At 67.5% G+C, this 18,067-nt stretch carries 16 protein-coding genes; all 16 read right to left on the bottom strand.

Going from position 1 to position 18,067, the window contains the following annotated elements:
- Positions 1–156: 156 nt before the first annotated feature.
- Positions 157–2,397 carry a patatin-like phospholipase family protein gene (locus ACEN9F_RS20165; protein ID WP_413422676.1) on the bottom strand — a complete coding sequence of 747 codons (2,241 nt, stop codon included), beginning with the start codon at positions 2,395–2,397 and terminating at the stop codon, positions 157–159.
- Positions 2,398–2,405: 8 nt separating this feature from the next.
- A complete protein-coding gene (locus ACEN9F_RS20160) occupies positions 2,406–2,972 on the bottom strand; it encodes a type II secretion system protein N (RefSeq protein WP_413422674.1) in 567 nt (188 codons plus the stop codon).
- A 31-nt stretch (positions 2,973–3,003) separates the two neighbouring features.
- Positions 3,004–4,224, bottom strand: coding sequence for a type II secretion system inner membrane protein GspF (gene gspF / locus ACEN9F_RS20155; RefSeq protein WP_413422672.1), 1,221 nt, complete (start codon positions 4,222–4,224; stop codon positions 3,004–3,006).
- Between the two features lie 10 nt (positions 4,225–4,234).
- Positions 4,235–5,656, bottom strand: coding sequence for a type II secretion system ATPase GspE (gspE, locus tag ACEN9F_RS20150; protein WP_413422670.1), 1,422 nt, complete (start codon positions 5,654–5,656; stop codon positions 4,235–4,237).
- A gap of 1 nt (position 5,657) precedes the next feature.
- Positions 5,658–7,889: a type II secretion system secretin GspD gene (gene gspD / locus ACEN9F_RS20145; RefSeq protein WP_413422669.1), complete on the bottom strand. Its 2,232-nt coding sequence runs from the start codon at positions 7,887–7,889 to the stop codon at positions 5,658–5,660.
- Positions 7,890–7,906: 17 nt separating this feature from the next.
- Positions 7,907–8,680, bottom strand: a complete 774-nt coding sequence (gspN, locus tag ACEN9F_RS20140; RefSeq protein WP_413422667.1) for a type II secretion system protein N — start codon at positions 8,678–8,680, stop codon at positions 7,907–7,909.
- Between the two features lie 16 nt (positions 8,681–8,696).
- On the bottom strand, positions 8,697–9,209 hold the full coding sequence (gspM, locus tag ACEN9F_RS20135; RefSeq protein ID WP_413422665.1) for a type II secretion system protein GspM: 513 nt from the start codon (positions 9,207–9,209) through the stop codon (positions 8,697–8,699).
- Entirely contained in the window at positions 9,206–10,444 is a 1,239-nt protein-coding gene (gene gspL, locus ACEN9F_RS20130) for a type II secretion system protein GspL (protein ID WP_413422663.1), read from the bottom strand. The genes gspM and gspL overlap by 4 nt, the downstream gene beginning before the upstream one ends.
- A 39-nt stretch (positions 10,445–10,483) precedes the next feature.
- Positions 10,484–11,491: a type II secretion system minor pseudopilin GspK gene (gspK, locus tag ACEN9F_RS20125; RefSeq protein ID WP_413422661.1), complete on the bottom strand. Its 1,008-nt coding sequence runs from the start codon at positions 11,489–11,491 to the stop codon at positions 10,484–10,486.
- Positions 11,488–12,153 carry a type II secretion system protein J gene (locus ACEN9F_RS20120; protein WP_413422659.1) on the bottom strand — a complete coding sequence of 222 codons (666 nt, stop codon included), beginning with the start codon at positions 12,151–12,153 and terminating at the stop codon, positions 11,488–11,490. Before ACEN9F_RS20120 ends, gspK begins: the two co-directional genes overlap by 4 nt.
- A 5-nt stretch (positions 12,154–12,158) precedes the next feature.
- Positions 12,159–12,536: a type II secretion system minor pseudopilin GspI gene (gspI, locus tag ACEN9F_RS20115; RefSeq protein ID WP_413422657.1), complete on the bottom strand. Its 378-nt coding sequence runs from the start codon at positions 12,534–12,536 to the stop codon at positions 12,159–12,161.
- 2 nt (positions 12,537–12,538) lie between these two features.
- Positions 12,539–13,015: a type II secretion system minor pseudopilin GspH gene (gene gspH / locus ACEN9F_RS20110; protein WP_413422656.1), complete on the bottom strand. Its 477-nt coding sequence runs from the start codon at positions 13,013–13,015 to the stop codon at positions 12,539–12,541.
- Between the two features lie 20 nt (positions 13,016–13,035).
- A complete protein-coding gene (gene gspG, locus ACEN9F_RS20105; protein WP_413422654.1) occupies positions 13,036–13,479 on the bottom strand; it encodes a type II secretion system major pseudopilin GspG in 444 nt (147 codons plus the stop codon).
- A gap of 132 nt (positions 13,480–13,611) precedes the next feature.
- Positions 13,612–15,729: an amidohydrolase family protein gene (locus tag ACEN9F_RS20100; RefSeq protein ID WP_413422652.1), complete on the bottom strand. Its 2,118-nt coding sequence runs from the start codon at positions 15,727–15,729 to the stop codon at positions 13,612–13,614.
- A 19-nt stretch (positions 15,730–15,748) separates the two neighbouring features.
- On the bottom strand, positions 15,749–16,504 hold the full coding sequence (locus ACEN9F_RS20095) for a HesA/MoeB/ThiF family protein (protein ID WP_413422650.1): 756 nt from the start codon (positions 16,502–16,504) through the stop codon (positions 15,749–15,751).
- A gap of 30 nt (positions 16,505–16,534) precedes the next feature.
- A complete protein-coding gene (locus ACEN9F_RS20090; protein ID WP_413422648.1) occupies positions 16,535–18,067 on the bottom strand; it encodes a S41 family peptidase in 1,533 nt (510 codons plus the stop codon).

Below are 18,067 nucleotides of genomic sequence, written 5' to 3'. Positions count from 1 at the left end.
AGGCACGCCGACCCGCGCCAGCGCGGTATCCGGGCCGATGCCCGTTCAGCGCACGTGGGTTTTATCGCCAACGGCAAGGCAGAAGCCGACGCGGCCAGCGCGCGGGGCCCGGACGGCTACAGCCTTGGGTTCGTGTTCAATATCCGGCAGCACCGACTACCAGATCGGGCCGAGGAACAGGTAGGCGCTGCTCTTGCCGCCCTTGGTGGAGCCGGTGCCGAAGTACAGCGGGCCGAAACGCGTATCGACCGCGATAAAGCCGCTGGCGGCCTGCTTGAGCGAACCCCAGTGCAGCGGATCGCTCGGGCTGTAGGCGGCCCCCGCTTCCAGCGAGAAGCCGAGCCGCACATCGCCGCCCAGCGCGGCCGGCATCGCGCCGATGCTGCGCGCCATCACCACCCGCCCCAGCATCGTGCTGCTGCCGATCACGGAGTCGGGCGTGGTGCCCGACAGCCGCAGGAAGCCGCCCAGGTTGTTGCCCGACGCCCCGCCCTGGCTGCGCGCCCATTCGGCGTACACGTGGCCGGCCCAGCGGCCCGCGCGGAACGCTTCCAGCCCCTGCACGCTCTGGCGCGTCGGCACCGGCCCGGCGGCGGCGCTGTGCACGGCGCGCTGCCAGTCCAGGCTGAACAAGGTGCCGCGCGTCGGGAAGGCGATCGTGTCGAGCGTATCGATATTGAAGGACAGTTCCTGCACCGTCTGCGTCACGCGCTGCTCGTTGAGATCCTCGGGGATAGACAGGTGCTGCTTGGTCTGCTGGCGCGCCACCGAGTAGCGCAGGTCGCCCCAATGGCCCAGCTGCCGCCCCACCGACATCAGCGCGGCCTGGTAGTTGTAGGCGTAGCGCGCCTGGCGGAAACCGGATGCGCTGAAGACATCGGCCGTCGACGAGCCGTATTCCAGCGACGGCGCCACATACCATTGCGAACCGGCGCCCAGCGGCTGCCAGAACTGCGTGCCCAACACGCGCTCGGTGCCGACGCGGCCGACCGTGCGCAGCTCCGCGCCCCAGTCGTTCAGCGACGACAGCACATGCATCACTTTCAGCTCGAACGTATTATTCTCGGTGAAGTCGCTGGTCAGTTCCAGGCCCACGCGCAAGCGGCTGCGCGCCCAGTCGGCCTCGGTCGGCTTGATCAACACGCTGCGGCCGTCCTTGTCGTCGCGCACCTCGGTCTCCACGCGCGACAGGTCGCCGCGGCCGAACAGCTGGTTGCCGGCGTGCTGCGCCTGCTCGCCGGTGACCATCTGGCCGACCTTCAGGCCCGATTGCACTTCCAACTCCTTGGGATTGATGCGGCCGCTGGGCGCCACTTCCAGCTTGGTCAGCCGGACCGGCTGGTCGATCGCCACCGGCGCCGACAAGCGCTTGACCTCATACGCGGCATACTGCGCTTCCGGCAAGGCCAGCTTGACCAGCTTGGCGCTCATCGCCCGCACCGCCGCCTCGCCCTCCTTCATCGCCCGGTCGTGGCGCGCGAAGTCGAGGAAGCCGATGCCGCCCAGGTCGGGCGCCAGCAGGATGTCGTCGGGACGCAGTTCCTTCAGCGAGCGCTGGACGTTTTGCTCGGTCAGGATCTGCAGCATCTGCTGCGCCACGCTGACCGCGCTGATCAATTCCTTCTCCTGCGCCAGCGGGGTGCCGACGTTGACGGCGATGATGATGTCGGCGCCCATTTCGCGCGCCACGTCCACCGGCAGGTTGCGCACCAGGCCGCCGTCCACCAGCAGGCGCTGGTTGATGCGCACCGGCGCGAACACGCCCGGCACCGCCAGCGAGGCGCGCATCGCCAGGAACAGCGGCGTGTCGTTCAGTTCCACCAGCTCGCCGGTGACCAGGTCGGAGGCGACCGAGCGGAACGGCAGTTGCAGCAGGTTGACCGGCTTGTCGCGCGCGCCGGACGGCAGCACGCGGGTCAGCGCCAGTTCCAGCGCCTCGTTGCCGGCGGCGGCCGGCGGCAGCGAAATGCCATCGAGCTTGGCGCCGAATTCGATCCGCGACGGCAGCAGCAAGTCTTCCTCGCGGCGGCGGTACACCAGTTCGTCGCGCGGCGGACGGTCCGCCACCACCGCGTTCCAGTCGGTGCGGCGCACCAGCTGCTCCAGTTGCTCGACCGAGCTGCCGGCGGCATAGGCGCCGCCGACCACGCTGCCCATGCTGGTGCCGACCACGAAGTCGACCGGGATGCGCAATTCCTGCAAGGCCCTGAGCACGCCGATGTGGGCGAAGCCGCGCGCGCCGCCGCCGGACAACACCAGCGCCACCTTGGGCCGCGGCTTGAGATCGGCGTCCGGCGCCACCGAGCTGGCGTTTTGCGCGCCGGCGGGAACGGCAAAAGCGGCCGCCAAGAAAAAGCCGCAGCAAAAAGCTGCGGCCAGGGTACGGATGTGAGCCATGAGCTAACCTATTGTCGGTCGGTGCTGGGGATCGGGGCGATGGTCATCGGCGCGACGCTGGAGCGCTGCGATTGCGGCGGCGGCTGCGATGGCGGCGGTGGCGCCGGCGGCGAGGGCTGCGGCTGGATCGGCTGAACCGGCTGCTGCGGCGGCATCTGCTGTTGCTGCTGGCCGGGCATGGCCGGCGGGCCGCTGGAGATGCCGGCGTCGCTCGGCAGGTCGACGCGCTTGATCACGCCGCCCTCGGACAGCAGCACGTAGCGCGGATAGACTTCCTTGACCAGCACGCCCGGCACCACTTCCTTGCCGACCGCGACCGCCTCGGCCGGCTTGTTGTCGACCGACAGGATGGCCGCGCTGTCTTCGCCGCGCGCGGCGACCACGCCCTTCAGCTGGTAGTTGCTGACGGCGGCGACGGCGATCTGGCCGCCGAACAGGCCTTTGGCGGCGTCGATATTGAGCGCCATCGCGGGCGGCGCCGGCGGCGCGGCGATCGCGCGCTGCTGCGGCTTGAACAACTGCAGTCCCCAGTAGGCCAGCGATGCCGACAACAGCACCACGGCGAGAACAGTCACGAATAAGGGCAAACGCTTCATAGCTTCCTTTTCAGCGTACCAGCTGATTAATTTCGATGATAGGCATCAGCACGGCCAGCACGATCAGCAGCACCACCACGCCCATCGCCAGGATCAGCGCCGGTTCCAGCAGGCCGGCGATGGTCAGCGTGCGGCGTTCCAGATCCGATTCCTGCGCGGCGGCGGCGCGGTCCAGCATGGCCGGCAGCTCGCCGGTGATCTCGCCGGCGCGGATCATGTGGATCAGCATCGGCGGAAAATGCTTTTGCGCCGACAGCGCGCGCGCCAGGCTGACGCCTTCGCGCACGCCGTCGCTGGCCTCTTCCACCAGCTCCTGCATGGCGACGTTGGACAGCGTGTCGCGGCTGGTCTCCAGCGCGCGCAGGATCGGCACGCCGGAACCGGTGGTGATCGCCAGCGTGCTGGCGAAGCGCGCCGTGTTCAGGCTGCGCTCGAATTTGCCGTACAGCGGCGCGGTCAGCAGCCAGGTGTGCCAGCGCCGCTTCAGCGCGGGATTCTGCAGCGCGCGCCGCCACATGAACCAGGCGCCGACCAGCGCGATCGCCACCACGATGCCGTAGTTGCGCACGAAGTCCGACACCGCCAGCATGACGACGGTCAGGACGGGCAGCTTCTGCTTGGTGTTGGCGAACACCGAGACGATCTGCGGCACCACGTAGGTCAGCAGGAAGATCACGATCGAGAACGCCACCACCGTCACGATGGCCGGATAGGTGAACGCCAGGCGCACCTTCTGGATCAAGGCGTTGCGGCGCTCGATGTAGTCGGCCAGGCGCGACAGCACGCGCGACAGCTGGCCGATCTGCTCGCCCGACGCCACCAGCGCGCGGTAGATCTCGGCGAAGTCGCGCGGATGCCGTCCCAGCACGTCGGACAGCGCGGCGCCGCCGATCACTTCGGAGCGGATCGAGGCGATCAGGTCGCGCATGTACGGACGCTCGGCCTGTTCCAGCAAGGCGGTAAAGGCCTGCTCCAGCGGCAGGCCGGCTTCCAGCAGGCTGGCCAGCTGGCGCGTGAACAGCGCCAGCTCGGTGGCCGACAGGCGCTCGCCGAAGCCGCGGCTCTTGGCCACGCCGGCGGCGTCGACCTGGGCGGCGATGGCGTCGACCTTGAGCGGCACCAGGCCCTGCGTGCGCAGCTCGGAACGGGCCGAACGCGCGCTGTCGGCGTTCAGCACGCCCTTCTTGGTGGCGCCGCCGGCGTCGACGGCTTCATAACGGAATGCGGGCATCGTCGGTCGCCTAGTCTTTGGTCACGCGCAGCAGCTCGGCCTGCGTGGTCACGCCGGCCTTCAGCCAACGCTCGCCGTCGTCGCGCATGGTCTGCATGCCGCTGGCGATGGCGGCGGTCTTGACTTCCGCCTCGGACGCGCGGTTGTGGATCTGCGCGCGGATCTGTTCCGTCGTCTCGAGGAATTCGTAGACGCCGACCCGGCCCTGGTAGCCGGTGTGGCCGCAATGCTCGCAACCCACCGCATGCCAGAACTGGCCGTCGTGGGTCTTGCAATGGCCGCACAGCTTGCGCACCAGCCGCTGCGCCAGCACGCCCAGCAAGGTCGACGACAGCAGGAACGGCTCGATGCCCATGTCCAGCAGGCGGGTGACGGCGGCGGCGGCGTCGTTGGTGTGCAGCGTGGCCAGCACCAGGTGGCCGGTCAGCGAGGCCTGCACCGCGATCTGCGCGGTTTCCAGGTCGCGGATCTCGCCGATCATGATGACGTCCGGGTCCTGGCGCAGGATCGCGCGCAGCGCCTTGGCGAAGGTCATGTCGATGCGCGGATTGACCTGGGTCTGGCCGACGCCGTTCAAGTCGTATTCGATCGGGTCTTCCACCGTCATGATGTTGGTGGTGGCCGCGTTGAGCAGCGCCAGCGCCGCGTACAGCGTGGTGGTCTTGCCCGAGCCGGTCGGGCCGGTCACCAGCACGATGCCGTGCGGCTGGTTGATCAGGGCGTCGAACTTGGGCAGCATGGTCTCGCTCATGCCCAGGTGGTTCAGGTCGAGGCGGCCCGCTTCCTTGTCCAGCAGGCGCAGCACCGCGCGTTCGCCGTGGCCGGTCGGCAGCGTCGAGACGCGCACGTCGACCGGCTTGCCGCCGATGCGCAGCGTGATGCGGCCGTCCTGCGGCAGGCGCTTCTCGGCGATGTCCAGCTGCGCCATGATCTTGATGCGCGAGATCAGCGAACCGTGGATCGCCTTGCGCGGGCGGACCACGTCGCGCAGCGAGCCGTCGACGCGGAAGCGCACCACCGAGGTCTGCTCGAACGGCTCGATGTGGATGTCCGACGCGCTGTCGCGCAGCGCCTGCGTCAGCAGCGCGTTGATCATGCGGATCACCGGCGCGTCGTCGGACGATTCCAGCAAGTCCTCGATGGCCGGCACGTCCTGCAGCAGCTTGGTCAGGTCGAGATTGGCGTCGAACTCCTCGGCCACCATCGAGGCGTTGCCGCCCGAGCTGGCGTAGGCCGCGGCGATGGCGATCTCCAGGTCGGCGCGCGTCATGTTCTTGAGCTGGATGCGGCCGAAGCGGCGCGACACCTCGGCGATGGCGGCCGGCGCGGTGGCGCCGCACACCAGCACGTCGACGGTGTGTTCCGCCTCTTCGCTGTACTGGGCCAGCACCACGAAATCGCGGGCGAAGGCGTAAGGGAGCAAGTTACTCATATCACTGCTGCGGCTGCGGTTGCGGTTGGACGTTTTCGGCACCCGGCCCCTTGGCCGGGAACGGCGCCGGCGGCACCGGCTTGGCCACGGGACCGCCGCTGGCCGGCACGCCGTTCTGCAGCTGCGGCAGCATAGGCTGGCCCAGGTCCTCGACCAGGATGCTTTCCGGCGGCTTGATCGCGCCCTGCTGGCTGCGCATGTAGTCGTAGCGGTCGGTCGCCAGGCTGGTGCTCTGCTCCTTGCTGCGGATGACCACAGGGCGCAGGAACACCATCAGGTTGGTTTTCTTGCGGGTGCGGGTCTGGTACTTGAACAGGTTGCCCAGCACCGGGATGTCGCCCAGGCCGCGCACCTTGTCGGTGCCGTCGCCCTCGGTATCCTCGATCAGGCCGCCCAGCACGATGATCTGGCCGTCGTCGGCGATGACGTTGTTCTCGATCACCCGGTTGTTCAGCGTGATGCCGGCGGTGGCCGTCAGGGTCGACTTGTCGACGCTGGAGGTCTCGTGATAGATCGCCATCTTGATGGTGCCGCCCTCGGAAATCTGCGGCCGCACTTTCAGCGTCAGGCCGACGTCCTTGCGGTCGATGGTCTGGAACGGGCTGGTGTTGGTGCCGGCGCTGGTGGTGAACTGGCCGGTCAGGATAGGCACGTTCTGGCCGACGCGGATGGTGGCCAGCTCGTTGTCCAGCGTGATCATGTTCGGCGTCGACAGGATGTTGGCGTTGCCGTCCGATTCCAGCGAGTGCGCCAGCGCGCCCAGGCCCAGCGCGCCGCCGACCTGCTTGAAGATGCCGACCGACAGGCCGTTGCTCGGCACCACGGCGCCATTGCCGGCATAGATCGAGGTCAGCGTGTTGGTGGTGCCGCCGGTGGTGAACGACTGCAGGCCGCCGACGCGGTAGGTGCTGTTGGAGTCGCCGGTCGCGCCGACCCACTGCACGCCGAATTCGGAGGCCTTGTCGGAGGTGACTTCGACGATCAGCGATTCGATGTAGACCTGCGCGCGGCGCACGTCCAGCTGGTCGATCACGGCGCGCAGGTTGCGGTACACCGATTCCGGCGCGGTGATGATCAGCGTGTTGGTGGAGGCGTCGGCCTGGATGAAGCCGGCGCTGCCGCCGCTGTTCTGCTGCTGCGAGTTGGAGCCGGTCAGCAGCGGATTGCTCGGGCCGGAACTGCTGCTGCCCGAGGTGCTGCCGCCCATGCCGGTATTGCCGGTGTTGCTGCTGCTGCCGCCCAGGCCGCCGGCGGTGTTCTGGCCCGAGGTGCCGCTGCCGCTGGTGTTGGTCTGCGACACGTCGCCGGAAACCACCGAGCGCAGCGTCTGCGCCAGCTTGGTCGCTTCGGCGTTCTTCAGGTAGACCACGTGCACATTGCCCAGCTCCTGGGTCGGCTGGTCGAGCTTGGCGATCAGCGACTTGGCCAGGTTGGAGCGCGCCGCCGACGGCGCCCGCAGCACCAGCGAATTGGTGCGCGGATCGGCCAGCACGCTGACCTTGCCCGCGTCGCCGCCGCCGGCGCCCGCGCCGGAACCGTCCAGCAGCTTGTTGACCATCGATGCCAGGTCGCTGGCGATGGCGTAGCGCACCGGGATCACGTCCAGGTCGGCCACCGCCGGCGCGTCGAGCGCGGCGACGATCTTGGCCAGGCGCTTCAGGTTGTCCGCGTAGTCGGTCACCACCACGGTGTTGTTGCCCGGGTTGGCGTTGATGGTGTTGTTCGGCGAGATCAGCGGCCGCAGCACCGTCACCACGTTGGCGGCCGATTCGTAATTGAGGTGGAAGATCTGGCTGACGATCTGGTCGCCCTTGATGGTGGTCGGCGCCGAGCCGACCTGGGTCGGTCCCGATTGCAGCTTGGCGTCCGCTTCCGGCACCACCTTGGCGTAGCCGTCGCCGCTGACCACGGCGTAGCCTTGCAGGCGCAGCGCGGAGGTCAGCAGGCTGAAGGCCTGCGACTTGGTGACCGGTTTTTCCGACACCACCGTCAGCGTGCCCTTGACGCGCGGGTCGATGACGAAGGTGATGTTGGTGTAGTGGCCGACGGCCTTGATCACCGACTCGATATCGGCGCCGACAAAGTTCAGCGCGGCGTCGTCGGCGGCGGCATGGGCCGTCGCCGGCAACAGCGCAGCGGTGGGCGCGGCGGCCATCGCACAGCACAGCATCGCACCCGCGCTCAGGCGGCGCAGCGCGGGAAGATTGGATTTGCTCACGGACTGTTTTTTCATTGTCTGAACTTTTATCTTTAATGGAACTCTAATGCGATGATGTTGCGCTCACTACCCGGCTTGCGCTGGCCCAGCAAATTCAGCAGGTTGGCCAGCGCCTCCTCCTGCCCTTGTGCTGCCTCGGCCTGCCCGGAAAACTGCAGGCGGCCGTTGTTCAAACTACCGCGGCCGCTCAGCAGCAGCGGCCCCTTGACCGAACTCAGCGACAACTGCGCCTGCTGGCCGCTCCAGTCCAGCGCCAGCGCATAACTGCCCAGCGGCCGGATCGACGACAGCCGCGAGGCCATGTCGCTCATCTCCAGCGTGGTGCGGCCGTTGATCGCGAGCTGGCGATTTTCCAGCGCCAGCTCCAGCCCGGTCCACGACAGGCGCATGGTGCCGCTCGGCGCGATCGTGTTCAACGGCGCCCCCAGGCCGGACAGGCCCTCGGCCGGCAGCAGCAGGGCCGACGGACTCAGCTTCCATTGCGACCAGCCGCCCTTGAAGGTGACCGGCTGCGCCAGCGCCTCGCTGTTCTCCAGCTGCAGGTCGACCATGCCGACCAGCGCCAGCGGCGAAATCTTCCAGCTGAACCGGCCCGGCAGCAGCGGCGTGACCGGGCTGTCGCCGCTGGCCGCGCCGCCGATAAAGGCCGAGCCGCGCCACAGCGTACCCTGCGCGTCCCCCAGCGTCAAACGGCCGCCGGTGCGCTGCTCGACCAGCGCCCCCAGCCATGTCGCCGGGAAGAACACCGCCAGCGTCAGCACCACGGTCAGCGCGATGGTCAGCAACCATAACATGGCGCGCTTCATGCACATCCTTTTTGCATCATTGGCCGCCCTGGCGCAGGGTCAGCGTGGCGTTGACCACGCCCGGCGTGTCCTGCGCGGTAATGGCGGCCTCGGCGACGTTGATGCGGCTTTCGGTGCGCACCGCGTCCAGCCACGCCACCAGGCCGGCGAACTGCGCGCCGTTGAACTGCAGCTTGGCGTATTCGCCGGTGACGTTGACCGACTGCGGGTTCAGGCCGCGCGCCGACAGGCCGGCGTTCAGGCTGTCGCGCGTCATCGGCGGCGGCGCGATGTTGCTCTGGCCCTGCAGCGACGCCGCCTCGCGCGCCAGCGCCTGCATCTCCGCTTCCTGCTGGCGCAGCTCCGGCAGCTGCTTGCGCAGCTTGTCGCGGCCGCTCAACGCCGGATCGACCAGCAGGCTGTAGAACAACGCCAGCCCGACCACCACGCCGCCGACGGTCAGCAGCTTGCGTTCCTGCTCGGTGCGCACCTGCCAGAAGGCGGCGGCCTGGGCGCGCAGGTTTTGTAGCGATTGATTCAGTTTGCTCATGATTTTTTCCCTCCGTCGCTGGCGGGACGGATTTGCCACGCGCCCGGACCGGTCTCCGACAGATCCAGCTTGCGGCCGGTCAGCGCCGAGCGCAGCTGCGCCATCGCCGCCGCGTCCACGGTATTCGGCTTGACCTTGACCAGCAGCGCGCGCTCCTTGTAGTCCAGCGAGGCGATGATGTCCTTGCGCGGCAGGACGTTCAGCGCCTCGCCGAAGCTGGCGCACAGCGCGGTGAATTCATCGGCGCTGGCCTGGCCGCCGGCGGCCTTGACCAGCGAAATATTCTTGCGCATCTGCTCCAGCCGGTCGTAGATGACCAGCTCCTTCGGATAGGCGGCCTTGAAGATCTGCGCCTGCGACTGCGTCACGGCGGCCGCTTCGCGCTTGAGGCGCAGCCATTCGACATTGATGCCCACCACGTTGACCAGCACCGCCAGCGCGGCGATGCGCACCGGCCAGCGCCAGCGCTGCCACTGGCGCGCGGCGGCGCCGCTGGCGCCCAGCGCCGGCGCCAGGTCCAGCCCGGCGCCGCGCGCGGCGGCGGCCCAGTGCTGCCAATGGTCTTCGGCCAGGGTCAGGTGCGGCACGTCGGCGGCCAGCACCTCCATCTGCTTCATCTGCGCCGGCGCCAGGTACAGCGTGACCGGCTGGTCGCCGGCCAGCGCATGCAGCGTCTGCAGCGCGGCCTGCGGCTGCGCCGGCAGCGCCAGGCCCAGGCCTTCGTACTGCGACTGGCGCATGATCAGTTCATAGCCGGTGTCGCCCAGCGTCAGCGCGGCCGAGACGGAACCCGGCTGGAACGGCAGGCACAGCTGCGACGGCACGGCCGAGATGCTGTGCGCGCCCTGCGCCTGCAACGCCTTGACCAGCACCTCCAGCCAGGCGCGCTGCACCACGGCGACGGTGCGCATGCCTTCGGCGTCGGCGGCGGTGGCGGCCAGCACGCAGTCGGCCGGATCGCCCAGCACCTGTTCTTCCACCAGCGCCGGCAAGGCGGCCTTGAGGCGGGCCGCCGACAGCGGCGGCGTCTTGAGGCGCAGCAGCGTCGCGTCCGAGGCGGCCAGCAGCAGCACCACGCGGCGCGACGACGCCACCAGGTCGCCGAGATTGCCCAGCGGCGAGGCGCCCTGCTGCAGCAGGTTGCCGCCGTCGCCGATCAGCGCGAACGGGCAGGTCTGGGCCGCGCCGCTGTCGACGCTGGCCTTGGCCGGATAGCGGATAAATAGTGTAGTCAAAGGGTCTCGCTTTCGTTCACGCTGTCGTCCATACTTGTTCTAGTTTTCCCGTATCCAAACCACCGAGGTGTTCGGCGTGCCCGGCCGCGATAGCAGCGACTGCGTATCGAGCGACGCCCTGTCCAGCCGAACCCGGCTGAACGCCAGGAAGTAATTGCTCTTGACGGCCACCGTGACCATCGCCACGCCGGCCGTCGCGCGCAGCGCGGCGGCGACCTGCGCCACCGACGTGAAGCCGGAGACGTCGCGGTAGTACAGGCCGCGGTTGCGGCTGCTCACCACCGCCGCCGCGTCCGACAACGACAGGTTCGGCACCAGCGCAGCGACCAGCTCCGCCGGCGCCGTGTTCACGTTCACCGGCGTCGCCGACGGCAGGATGATGACGTAGTCGCGCAGCTGCTCGATGGCCTGCGGCGTAAAACCGCTGACCGCCAACAAATCCTCCACCCGCACCAGGTCCATCGGCTCCGCGCCGCCGGACGACTGGCTCGGATTCTGCTGCGTGACGGTGCCGCCCGTGCCCGTGCCGGAAGCCGCCGCCGGTACCGCCTTCTGCGCGTTCGCCACCAGGCTGGCCGCCGCCGGCGCCAGGTTGGAATCCAGCTTCAGGTTGGCCAGCAGGCGCTCGAACACGGCCAGCTCATCGGTGTTAATCTTTTTACCACTCGCCAGGTTGGCAAGATTGTAGCGCGATTGAGCGTCCACCATCTTGCCCGAGAGGGTGGCGTTGAAACTTTCGCCTTGCAGGCGCTCGCGCTCGATATAGTCGTCCAGCCGCGTTTCCTCCAGCGGCGTGGCCCAGATGCCGTTGAGCTGCGTGAAATTCGGCGCATCCATGAAGTCCTGGTTCAAGATCAGTCGGCTCAGGTCCAGCGCGCCGCGCAATATCCAGCGCGTTTGCAGTTGCAGGCGCTGGTTTTCCATCGAGCGCACCTGCACCTGCTGCTGCCAGAACAGGCTGGCGACGATGGTCACCGCCAGCGTCGTCAGCAGCAGCGCCGTGATGACGGCCACGCCGCGCTGGCGCCGCGGCATGCGCGGCATCATATCGCCCCCAGCAGGAACGACTTCACCATCGGCACTTCCTGGCCGCGCAGCGCCAGCGACACTTCCAGTCCGGTCGGCGTGCTGGCGGTGGACGCCAGCAGCGGCGCCGGCACGGCGGCGGCGGTGGCCGCCGTCGATACACCGGCGGCGGCGCGCCAGCCGGCGGCGCCGGCGCTGGTGGCCGGCATCCAGTAGCGCATGCTCATGTTCTCCACGTCCGACTGCAGCGCCACGCTGACGGACGGATCGGTATCGGCCAGCGCCGCCTGCCACAGGCTGTCGAGCTGCAGCAGGTCGCGCGTGGACGACGATTCGCGCCGCGTCAGCACGCCGTCGCGCACGCGGTAGGACACCACCTGCAGGCGCGTGGCCTGGTTTTCCCCCAGCACCATGCGCACCAGCGTGATGCGGTTGTCCTCGACCTGCATGTAGGCGCGGCTGCGCAGCAGCGAGGAGGTGGCCAGGTTTTCGCAATCGCTCTGCATCTGCGCGAACGCCAGTTGCAGGCCGCGGGTCTGCTCCATCTGCGACGTCAGCGCGCTGCGCGAGCGGATGATGCCGTCCAGGCCGCGCCAGCCCAGCACCGCGATGAAGGCCAGGATGGTGATCGCCACCAGCAGTTCGATCAGCGTGAAGCCGTTGCGGCGCGCGAAGGTGTTCATCCGCGTCATCCGTTCAACACCAGTTGGACCAGCTTGATGATGCGGCGTTCCGGATGGTCTTGCGCATAGACGCTGACCTCGACGCGGCGGAAGCGCGGATTCGGGCTGGCGATGACTTCCTCTTCGCACATCAGTTTCAAATCGCCCTGCGGGCACTCATAGGTTTGCTTGCCGACCGCCGGAAACAGCCTGGACAAGCGCATCTGCACCAGCCGGTTCTCGGCCGACCAGGTGGCCATCATGGCGCTGCGCAGGCCGTCGCTGTTTTGCGTCAGGCTGCCGACCGCGCGCAGCGAGGCGCCCAGCGCGGTGCCGACGATCACCAGCGCCACCAGCACTTCCAGCAGCGTGAAGCCGCGCGCTTGTTTGGGTAATGGCCGCATGCTCAATCCACCGTGAAATGGCCGATGCCGTCGGCGCGGATGGCGACGCTGCTGCCGTCGCTGCCGGTCATGGTCAGCACAAAGGGTTTGTCGACCGGCTCGCGGCCGAAGATGATGCGCAGGCTGAGGTCCTGCACATTCGGCGGCGGGTCCAGCATCAGCGTCAGCGGGCCTTGCTTGAAGTCGCGCGCGCGCAGCAGGTCGTCCTGCACCGCCACGTCCCACTGCTTGTCGTTGCGGATCAGGAAGCGGTAGCTGTCCGGCCCCGCCTCGAAGGCGATCTGGCGGTTGCGGACGATGGCCTCGTCGCGCGCCAGTTGCAGCAGCAGCGCGACGCGCTGGGCGTCCTGCTGCAGGGACTGCTTCTGGCTCGGCATGGCCTTAAGCGACACCACGCCCAGCATGATGCCCAGGATGACCATCACCACCAGCAGTTCGATCAGCGTGAACCCACGGTTCAGCCGGCGAGCGGCGCGCATGATCCGCGATCCTTCCGCGATCAGTTATCCCAGGAGCCGATGTCGGCGTCGTCGCCGGTGCCGCCCGGGGCGCCGTCGGCGCCGTAGGAGAACACGTCGATTTCACCTTTGACGCCGGGGGACAGCATCTGGTACGCATTGCCCCACGGGTCTTTCGGCATCTTTTCCAGGTAGCCGCCGGCCTTCCAGCCGTTGGCGGCCGGGCCGGAGGTCGGCTTGACCAGCAGCGCCTGCAGGCCCTGCTCGGTGGTCGGGTAGCGCGAGTTATCCAGTTTATACAGTTTCAACGCCTGCATCACGGTCGCGATGTCGACCTTGGCGGCGGCCACTTTGGATTCGCCGGTGCGGCTCAGCAGCTTGGGCACGACCAGTGCGGCCAGCACGCCCATGATGACCACCACCACCATAATTTCAATCAGCGTAAAGCCGCGTGCGGCGCGGCGGGAGATCGAGAATTTTTTCATAAATTGATAACAAATTAAAGTGAGTGCAGAGTATAAGGCGGAATCACGGCAGGAGCGACATTCGACCGTGATTTATCCGCTTTTGCGCTTAAACAGTCCTTAATATGACAGTTTCTTTACATCGTCTTACCTCTAGTGGCGCTTGTGCGCGCTGGCGTCGATGCGGGCGCGGGCGCCCTCGTTGCTGCCGGTGTTAATCCCCGCCGCCTTGACTGCGGTTCTCACCGGCTGCGGCGCATCCTTGACGAACGGCGCGATGCCCAGCGCCGCATCGATCTCCGCCGGGTAGATCAGGAAGCCGCGCGTGATCACCGCCGACACCTTGCGCACGTCCTCGATATTCTTGGTCGGATCGCCGTCCACCAGCACCAGGTCGGCCAGCTTGCCGGCCGCGATGCTGCCGCGGTCATTGCTGGTGCGGGTGTAGCGGGCGCCGTTGCGGGTCGCCACCTGCAGCGCCTGGGCCGGGGTCAGCCCGGCCTTGACCAGCAGCGCCAGCTCGGAATGCAGCGTGAAGCCGGCGATATCGTCGGTGCCGGCCACGATCGGCACGCCGGCCTTGTACATGATGCCGACGAATTCGACCATCTTGGCGTAGGACTTTTCATAGCGCTTGAGCGCCGCGTCGCCGTCGATCTTCATGGTGCCGACCGAGAAGCCGCGCGCCACGTCCGGCGGCATGTGCGAGGCCACCGCCGCATACGGCTCGTTCATGTCGCCGTCGCGCTGCTTGAGGAAGGCGAAGGTGGCCATGGTCGGGTCGATGGAAATCTGCTTCTTCGCCAGCAGGGCGACGAAGTCCTTGACCGGCTTGGAGTTGAAGTCCAGGTCGGCCACCTTCTCGGCCGGCAGCACGAAGCGGTTCAGGTTGCGGGTCTCGGTGTCCGGCTTGACCAGGAAGTTCAGCAGCACCTGGTTGATGTGCTGGATCTCGTCATAGCCGGCGTCCAGCGCCTCCTGCGCGCGCAGGCCGGCCGGGATGTGGCCGGAGACGCGCATGCCACGGCGGTGGGCGTAGGCGACGGTGTCCTTCAGGATCGCTTTCGGGAAGGAGTTGTAGATCTTCAGTTGCGGATAGCCGCGCTCCGCGTACCAGTCGATCGCATCCTTCGCGCCCTGCAGGTCCTTGATGATGAAGCCGAGATTGGCGCTGAACGGGCTTTCTCCCTCCAGGAAGCCGGCCGGCACCACCTGCGGCGCCAGCAGCTTGCCGGCGGCGGTTTCGTCCAGGATCGCCTGCAGTTGGGTGTTGTCGTTGCCCATGTCGCGCACGCTGGTCACGCCGGTCGACATGTCCAGCGCGCCGGACCAGCGGTCCACGTGGCCGTGCAGGTCGAACAGGCCGGGCAGCACGATGCGGCCGGCGGCGTCGATGGTGTTGTCGGCGTCGCGCACCGGCGAGCCGGCGGGCAGCACGGCGGTGATGCGGCCGCGCAGCACATAGATATCGGAGGCCGGGCCGACGGTGGCCTTTTCGCTGTCGAACACGCGGGCGTTGCGCACCACGGTCAGGCCGGTGAGCGGATGCTGCAGCTTGGCGGCGACATCGGCCAGCATCCGGCTTTCGGCGGTCTTCTGGCGCGCGGCCAGTTCCGGCGCGACGGCTTGCCAGCCCTCTTCCAGCATGTTGGCGAAACCGGGGATGATCACGCCGAACAGGCGCGGCTTGTCGCCGGAGGTGGCCCAGTAGAACGATGGCGACAGGCCGACGCCGGTCTGCGCCAGCAGGCGCACGGTCTGTTTCTGGCCGCTGCCGCTGGTGACTTCGACGCGATCGAGTTCGCGCTGCGACAGCGTGCCGGACGGCAGCAGCGGCAGCTTGCCGTCCGGCGTGGCGGCCAGCGCGGCGATGGCGATCGACTCCACTTCGAAGGAGCCGTTCAGCGGCAGGTAGGCGGCCGGGCCGCTGACGGTCTTCTTGCCCTGCTCGGAGGTCGATTTCCACTCGGCCTGGTCGCCCTTGCGGGTGAAGTGCTCGTCGACCACGGCGCCGTAGGTGGAATTGCCCTTGACCGAGTATTCGGTCATGGTGCCGTCCGCGCCGAGGCGGAACTGCTCCGTCAACTCGGGGCCACGGCCGTTGTCCTTGTAGATGAAGCGTACCTTGATCAGGCCGTCGTCCAGGCGCTCGACCACCTGCTCGCCGATCTGCTTGGTGTTCTCCGAGATGATCAGGTATTTGGTGGTGGTGGCGGCCTGCGCGCCGAAGGCCGCAGCCAGGGCCAGGGGGAGTACGGCGAGTCGTTTCATCAACAAGATAGATCTCCTTTTAAGTTTTATTCTGTGCGCAGACCGGGCAGTCGCCGTTGCGGCCCACGCCGATGCTGGTCCATTCCATGTGCAGGCCGTCGAGCATCATCAGGCGCCCCGCCAGCGATGCGCCCACGCCCATCAGCAGCTTGAGCGCTTCGGCCGCCTGCATGGCGCCGACCACGCCCACCAGCGGCGCGAACACGCCCATGGTCGAGCAGGCCACGTCCTCGAACCGCTGGTCTTGCGGGAACAGGCATGAATAGCAGGGCAGCTCGCCGCCGCGCGGATCGAACACGCTGACCTGGCCGTCGAAGCGGATCACGGCGCCGGACACCAGCGGCTTGCGCGCCGCCACGCAGGCGCGGTTGACGGCGTGGCGGGTGGCGAAGTTGTCGGTGCAGTCCAGCACCACGTCGGCGTCGGACACCAATTCCGCCAGGCGGGCGTCGTCGACGCGTTCGTTCAATGCGGTGACGGTGATCTCGGGATTGATCTGCTGCAGCGTGATGCGCGCCGATGCCGCCTTGGACTGGCCGACGCGTTCCGTGGTGTGGGCGATCTGGCGCTGCAGGTTGGTCAGGTCGACGGTGTCGTTGTCGACCAGCGTGATGCGGCCGACGCCGGCCGACGCCAGGTACATCGCCGCCGGCGAACCGAGGCCGCCGGCGCCGATCACCAGCGCATGCGCGGCCAGCAGCTTTTGCTGGCCTTCGATGCCGATTTCGTCGAGCAGGATATGGCGCGAATAGCGCAGCAGTTGTGAGTCGTTCATCGTCTCAATGCGGCAGCGGCGCGCTGGCCGTTAGGGGGTGGCGGGCTGTTTCAAGGCGGGCTTCTTGTCGGTCGCCTTGGGTTTGGTTTCAGGTTTCACTTCGGGCTTGATGTCGGACTTGCTCTCGCCGACATCGCCGACCGCGGCGGGCGTCGCTTCCACTTGCGACAGCTTGACCGGCAAGCCCTTGAAGTGGTTGAGCGCCTGCGCCAGCTGGAAGTCGTCCTTGGAGCCGAATTCCACCGGTTTGGATTTCTTCGCCAGCGCGGACAGGCGCTGCTCGTCTTCCAGCTGGTCGCGCTGGGCCGTCAGGGCTTTCTTGGCGGCGTCGTCTTCCGGATCCTTGTCGTTGCCGAGGTGTTTTTGCAGATCGGCTTCGCGCACGCGCAGGCGGTTCAAGCCGTCGCCGTCGGCGGTTTCGTCGACCATCAGGTCCGGCACGATGCCGCGCGCCTGGATCGAGCGGTTGTGCGGCGTGTAGTAGCGCGCCGTGGTCAGCTTGACGGCGGTATCGGCGGTCAGCTGGCGCAGCGTCTGCACCGAGCCCTTGCCGAAGGTCTGCGTGCCCATGATGGTGGCGCGCTTGTAGTCCTGCAGCGCGCCGGCGACGATTTCCGAGGCCGAGGCCGAACCGGCGTTGACCAGCACCACCATCGGCACATCCTTCAGCGCGGCCGGCAGCTTGGCCAGCGGATCGGTCTTGGCGCGCGGCGCGTAGAACTCGCTGCGGCCGTAGAAAGTCTCCTTGGAGGTCAGCAGCTGGCCGTTGGTCGAGACGATCACGCTATCCTTGGGCAGGAAGGCGGCCGAGACGCCGATCGCGCCCGGCACCACGCCGCCCGGATCGTTGCGCAGGTCCAGCACCAGGCCCTTGATGTGCGGGTCTTGCGCGTACAGGGCGGTGATCTTTTTCGCCATGTCCTCGACGGTCGGTTCCTGGAACTGCGAGATGCGCACCCAGGCATAGCCCGGCTCGACGATCTTGGCCTTGACGCTCTGCACGCGAATTTCCTCGCGCGTGATGTTGAACACCAGCGGCTTGTCCTCGTCCTTGCGGCTGATGGTGACGCTGACCTTGGAATGCGGCTCGCCGCGCATCTTCTTGACGCTTTCGTCCAACGAGCTGCCCTTGATCAGCACGCCGTCGATGCGTGTGATCAGGTCACCGGCCTTGATGCCGGCCTTGAAGGCGGGCGTGTCCTCGATCGGCGAGACGACCTTGATGTAGCCGTCCTCCATGCCGACCTCGACGCCGATGCCGACGAACTTGCCGGCCACGGCTTCGCGCATTTCGCGGAAGGCCTTCTTGTCCAGGTAAACCGAATGCGGATCCAGCGACGACACCATGCCGGTGATGGCTTCAGCCAGCAATTTCTTGTCGTCGACGTTTTCGACGTAGTCGGTCTTGATCAGTCCGAACACGTCGGACAGTTGGCGCAGTTCTTCCAGCGGCAGCGGCGAGCCGGTGACTTTTTGCGCGATGGCGGAAAACTGCAAGGAGGCGGCAACACCAGCCACCATCCCGAGGCCGATCAGGCCGATGCTCTTGACTTTGTTGCCCAT

It is taken from the genome of Duganella sp. CT11-25, assembly GCF_047302815.1.
Classification (GTDB): domain Bacteria; phylum Pseudomonadota; class Gammaproteobacteria; order Burkholderiales; family Burkholderiaceae_D; genus Rugamonas.
The sequence above is the reverse complement of the archived record's forward strand: the minus strand, read 5'-3'. Positions and strand labels throughout refer to the sequence as shown.

Bases quoted from the DNA above. Each gene is read 5' to 3' on its own strand.
- ACEN9F_RS20165 (WP_413422676.1), bottom strand. From the start codon at position 2,397: ATGGCTCACATCCGTACCCTGGCCGCAGCTTTTTGCTGCGGCTTTTTC.
- gspF (WP_413422672.1), bottom strand. From the start codon at position 4,224: ATGCCCGCATTCCGTTATGAAGCCGTCGACGCCGGCGGCGCCACCAAG.
- gspE (WP_413422670.1), bottom strand. From the start codon at position 5,656: ATGAGTAACTTGCTCCCTTACGCCTTCGCCCGCGATTTCGTGGTGCTG.
- gspD (WP_413422669.1), bottom strand. From the start codon at position 7,889: ATGAAAAAACAGTCCGTGAGCAAATCCAATCTTCCCGCGCTGCGCCGC.
- gspN (WP_413422667.1), bottom strand. From the start codon at position 8,680: ATGAAGCGCGCCATGTTATGGTTGCTGACCATCGCGCTGACCGTGGTG.
- gspM (WP_413422665.1), bottom strand. From the start codon at position 9,209: ATGAGCAAACTGAATCAATCGCTACAAAACCTGCGCGCCCAGGCCGCC.
- gspK (WP_413422661.1), bottom strand. From the start codon at position 11,491: ATGATGCCGCGCATGCCGCGGCGCCAGCGCGGCGTGGCCGTCATCACG.
- ACEN9F_RS20120 (WP_413422659.1), bottom strand. From the start codon at position 12,153: ATGAACACCTTCGCGCGCCGCAACGGCTTCACGCTGATCGAACTGCTG.
- gspI (WP_413422657.1), bottom strand. From the start codon at position 12,536: ATGCGGCCATTACCCAAACAAGCGCGCGGCTTCACGCTGCTGGAAGTG.
- gspH (WP_413422656.1), bottom strand. From the start codon at position 13,015: ATGCGCGCCGCTCGCCGGCTGAACCGTGGGTTCACGCTGATCGAACTG.
- gspG (WP_413422654.1), bottom strand. From the start codon at position 13,479: ATGAAAAAATTCTCGATCTCCCGCCGCGCCGCACGCGGCTTTACGCTG.
- ACEN9F_RS20100 (WP_413422652.1), bottom strand. From the start codon at position 15,729: ATGAAACGACTCGCCGTACTCCCCCTGGCCCTGGCTGCGGCCTTCGGC.
- ACEN9F_RS20095 (WP_413422650.1), bottom strand. From the start codon at position 16,504: ATGAACGACTCACAACTGCTGCGCTATTCGCGCCATATCCTGCTCGAC.
- ACEN9F_RS20090 (WP_413422648.1), bottom strand. From the start codon at position 18,067: ATGGGCAACAAAGTCAAGAGCATCGGCCTGATCGGCCTCGGGATGGTG.